The organism is Micromonospora sp. SL1-18, from assembly GCF_047921505.1.
GTDB lineage: Bacteria > Actinomycetota > Actinomycetes > Mycobacteriales > Micromonosporaceae > Micromonospora.
The window spans coordinates 1-3723 of record NZ_JBLROA010000145.1 but is presented as its reverse complement, the minus strand read 5'-3'; the positions used below and the strand labels follow the sequence as shown (position 1 = coordinate 3723).

Sequence of the window (3723 nt, the reverse complement as noted above, 5' to 3'; positions counted from 1 at the left end):
TGAGTACGTCCTCACGCCGACGATCCTTCGGGCGGGCGCGTCGGGCCCCTAAAGTTACGTCTGGAGGCGAAACATGGGTGTCTGGCAGGTGCCGGCGGACCTGCTCGCGCGGAGCCGGTTCACGGTCTCCCCGATGACCGACACGGTCGCTGCCTTGCGGGCGCTGAACGATCCGCGTAGGCCATGGCAGCGGGCCTGGCGGCGGCCGTACGCCGAGGCGTACCAGCGAATGGTGGCCGACCGGCCGGTGGTGCGGGCACTCCTGGCGGCGTCGTTCCAGCCACGGTGGACGGCCGACTTCCTCACCCTCGCTCCCGAGGCGGCGAATCCGACGTTCGCCGAGGAACTGGCGGACGTGGCGCAGCGCGGTGACGAGCAGATCCGGGCCGACCTGCGGGCGACCCGGCCCGGGCCGCTGGCCGAGGTGCTGTTGGGCGACGGACTGACCGACCAGGTGGTGAGCCTGCTGGACTGGGTCTGGACGCGCACGGTCCAGCCCGAGTGGCCGGAGCGGGAACGTCGGCTGCGCGCCGACATCGTGGCCCGTACCGCGCGGCTGAGTGCGTACGGCTGGGCAGGCGTCTTCGCCGATCTCAACCGCAACGTGCGGTGGCTGGGTGACGGCTGCCTCCAGGTCAACGACTACCCGGCTCCGCCGCTGCCCCTCGACAAGGCCGAGCAACTCGTCTTCGTCCCGGCGCACTGCGCCCGGGGCTGGGTGGTGTGGGATCGGCCCACCCGGTTCGGCATGGTCTACGCGGCGAGCGGGGTGCTGGCCGACGGCGGGGCGGTGGCGCCGGACGGGCTGGAGCGGTTGATCGGCGCGAACCGTGCGGCCATCCTGGCCCGGCTGGACACTCCGTTGAGCACCTCGCACCTGGTGGCCCTCACCGGCCTGTCCCTCGGCACGGTCAGCGACCACCTGCGGGTGCTGCTGGACGCGGGCGCCGCGACCAAGCGCCGGTCTGGCCGGGAGGTGCTCTACTGGCGCACCGCCCTGGGCGCCGCCCTGGTGGGCGCCTGCCGTGCCGGGTGACGGTCGGTCGACCCCGAGGTCACCTGGGTTCGGCGGCTCGCCAGAACTGGCGGGGTGCGTACCCCTCGCGGCGTAGCCAGTGTTCGGTGTAGACGATCCGTTCGGCCGGCACCAGGACCAGCGGCCCGGCCGGCGGCTCGTCCAGCGGCCGGGACCGCTCCACGTGGTCGGACTGCCAGCGGTACGCCGGCCAGTGGTGGTCGAAGTCCGGGTCGCCCGGCCGGAGCACCCGGGCCCGGCCGAAGACCTGCGCGCCGCGGCTGCTGGCCTGCCCGACCAGCGGAGCGAAGATTCCGATGGACACGCGGGGATCGGCGGCTATGTTGCGCATCTTCGGCGAGGCCGCCACGGCGGTGAACATCAGGGTGAAGTCGAGGTGGAAGTAGCGGACCGGGGTGGCGAGCGGCCCGTCCGGGCCGGTGGTGGCCAGGACGCACATGTTCTGCGACGACAGCAGGTTGAGGATCCGCTCCTCGAGACGGTCGCGGTCGAGGCGGGCGATGGGGGAGGGGCCAGCGAGCCAGGGATTCGTGACGGGCATGCGCGATCCTCCCATCCGGCCGGCCATTGTTCGGTCTTGGTCCCCGCCGACGCCGGCAAGCGCCGTAACCGGGTCGGAGGAAACCGCCACCGCTGGTAGGTTCGCTGGCCGTGATCAGGATCGAGGGGGATCGGCTGGGCGGGCGCTTCGCGCGGCTCTGGGCGGCCAGCACCATGTCGGCGTTGGGTAGCGGGATGGCCACGGTGGCCGCGCCCCTGTACGTCGCGTCGCGGACCGACGATCCGCTGATCGTGTCGGCGGGTACCGGGGTGGCGTGGCTGCCGTGGTTGCTGTTCTCGCTGCCGGGCGGGGTCCTCGTGGACCGGGTCGACCGGCGTCGGCTGATGGTGATCATCGACTGGGTGCGGGTCGCCGTCCTGGTGGTGCTGGCCGCCGCGATGGTCACCGATCGGGCCGGGATTCCGCTGCTGTACGCGGTGCTCTTCGTGGTCAACGCTGGCGAGGTGGTGTTCCGCAGCGCCGCCCAGGCGGTCGTGCCGGCGGTGGTGTCCCGGTCCCGCCTGGAACGGGCCAACGGCTGGCTCGGCGGCGGCACCCAAGTCATGCAGAACATGGTCGCCGGACCGCTCGGCGGGTTCCTCTTCGTGGTGGCCGCCGCGATCCCGTTCGGCGTCAACGCCGGCACGTACGCGCTGAGCGCCGTGCTGGTCGGCCTGGTCGCCGGGACGTACCGTGGCTCGCCGGAGCCGGGCGGGCGCCGCTCGGTGCGCGCGGAGGTCGCCGAGGGTTCCGCTGGCTGCTGTCGCAGCGGCTGCTGCGCACCATGACCCTGCTGATCGGACTGCTGAACGTCACCCTCACCGCCGAGCTGGCGGTGCTGGTGCTGCTGGCCGCCCAGCGGCTGGGCCTCGGCTCGGTCGTCTACCGAGATGCGGGCCAGTGCTCCACATCAGGGCGGGGGTGAAGGCTCGCGTGGGAGGGCCGTCAAGGCCCGAGCGTGGTCTAAGCCGGCTGGTTCTGCTGCTCGATGTACTGGCGTAGGACGGTCAGGGGCGCCCCGCCGACGGAGCCGGCGAAGTAGGACCCGGACCACAGGCGGGCGCCGCGCCAGAAGTAGCGGCGAACCTCGGGGAAGTCGCGGCGCAGGTACCGGGAGGACACGCCCTTTGAGGGAGTTGACCAGCTTGGACAGTGCCACCTTGGGCGGGAAGTTCACCAGCAGGTGGACGTGGTTGTCTTCGCCGTTGAACTCGACCAGCTCGCACTCGAACTGCTCGCACACCTCCCGCATCACCCCCTCCAGGTAGCGCAAGTGCTCGTCGGTGAAGGCCCTTGCCCGGTACTTCGTGACGAAAACCAAGTGGACGTGAAGCAGGAAAGCACAGTGTCTACCAGCACGAATCGGGTACACGTCAGCCATGAAACCAAGTGTATGATGTGGAACGTGAAGGCGGACACGGGCCGGCGGTACCGGCTGTACCCCACCGAGGACCAGGCGCAGCGCCTGGCCTCGTGGGGGCACACGTGCCGCTGGCTGTATAACACCGCTTTGGAGCAGCGCCAGTTCGCGTGGCAGCAGCGCAAGGTCACTCTTGGGGTGACGGCGCAGTGTGCCCACCTGACGGAGGCGCGTAAGGATTTCGACTGGGTGGCTGACCTGCCGGCGCAGTCCGGGCAGCAGGTACTGCGGCAGATCGAGCAGGCGTACCGCAACTGGTGGGATCCGCACCATCCTGCCGGAGCGCCGACGCGCAAGCGCAGGTCGGGGCGGTTGTCGGTTCCGTTTCCGGGTCAGGCGATTGCCGTGCGGCGGGTCAGCCGCCGGTGGGGCGTGGTCCGCCTGCCGAAGATCGGCGAGGTCAGGTTCCGCTGGTCCCGTCCGTTGGGCGGCGCGGTCCGTAACGCGGTGGTGTCCTTCGACGGTGTTGCCTGGCACGTCGGTTTCGGCGTCCACATCGACGTCAAGACGCCCGAGGCGCACGCCCAACCTGCCACCGTCGTGGGCGTCGACCGTGGCGTCAAGGTCGCCGTGGCGATGTCCGATGGGCGGATGTGGAACCGCGCCTTCACCTCACCGGGTCAGGAGCGGGAGTTGGCCAGGCTGAAGTCGAAGGCCGGCCGGCAGGAGACCGCCCGCCGCAAACACGGCACGAAGACCTCGAATCGCGCCCGCAAGATCCGTGCC

The 3723-nt window shown here is 70.9% G+C and carries 5 protein-coding genes and 1 pseudogene; 4 read left to right on the top strand and 2 right to left on the bottom strand.

The features are described 5' to 3' along the window. Positions 1 to 73 precede the first annotated feature (73 nt). Positions 74 to 1036, top strand: coding sequence for an ArsR/SmtB family transcription factor (locus tag ACNAW0_RS30035; protein WP_416291415.1), 963 nt, complete (start codon positions 74 to 76; stop codon positions 1034 to 1036). 19 nt (positions 1037 to 1055) lie between these two features. On the opposite strand, the gene ACNAW0_RS30030 is transcribed toward ACNAW0_RS30035, so the two are convergent. After that, entirely contained in the window at positions 1056 to 1577 is a 522-nt protein-coding gene (locus ACNAW0_RS30030; protein WP_416291414.1) for a pyridoxamine 5'-phosphate oxidase family protein, read from the bottom strand. A 110-nt stretch (positions 1578 to 1687) separates the two neighbouring features. Between ACNAW0_RS30030 and ACNAW0_RS30025 the strand changes: the two genes are divergently transcribed. Further along, the gene (locus tag ACNAW0_RS30025; RefSeq protein WP_416291413.1) at positions 1688 to 2365 is read left to right on the top strand and encodes an MFS transporter; all 678 of its coding nucleotides are present in this window, start codon (positions 1688 to 1690) and stop codon (positions 2363 to 2365) included. Continuing rightward, on the top strand, positions 2362 to 2502 hold the full coding sequence (locus tag ACNAW0_RS30020) for a hypothetical protein (RefSeq protein ID WP_416291412.1): 141 nt from the start codon (positions 2362 to 2364) through the stop codon (positions 2500 to 2502). The genes ACNAW0_RS30025 and ACNAW0_RS30020 overlap by 4 nt, the downstream gene beginning before the upstream one ends. A 38-nt stretch (positions 2503 to 2540) precedes the next feature. Here the strand turns inward: ACNAW0_RS30020 and tnpA are convergent. Then, positions 2541 to 2958, bottom strand: a pseudogene (gene tnpA, locus ACNAW0_RS30015) (IS200/IS605 family transposase). Positions 2959 to 2970: 12 nt separating this feature from the next. Here tnpA and ACNAW0_RS30010 point away from each other — a divergent pair. Next, on the top strand, positions 2971 to 3723 hold a 753-nt coding region (locus tag ACNAW0_RS30010; RefSeq protein WP_416291411.1), incomplete at its 3' end, for an RNA-guided endonuclease InsQ/TnpB family protein.

What these genes read in the sequence shown, in the direction of transcription:
- ACNAW0_RS30035 (WP_416291415.1), top strand. Translation starts at nt 74, where the DNA reads ATGGGTGTCTGGCAGGTGCCGGCGGACCTGCTCGCGCGGAGCCGGTTC.
- ACNAW0_RS30030 (WP_416291414.1), bottom strand. Translation starts at nt 1,577, where the DNA reads ATGCCCGTCACGAATCCCTGGCTCGCTGGCCCCTCCCCCATCGCCCGC.
- ACNAW0_RS30020 (WP_416291412.1), top strand. Translation starts at nt 2,362, where the DNA reads ATGACCCTGCTGATCGGACTGCTGAACGTCACCCTCACCGCCGAGCTG.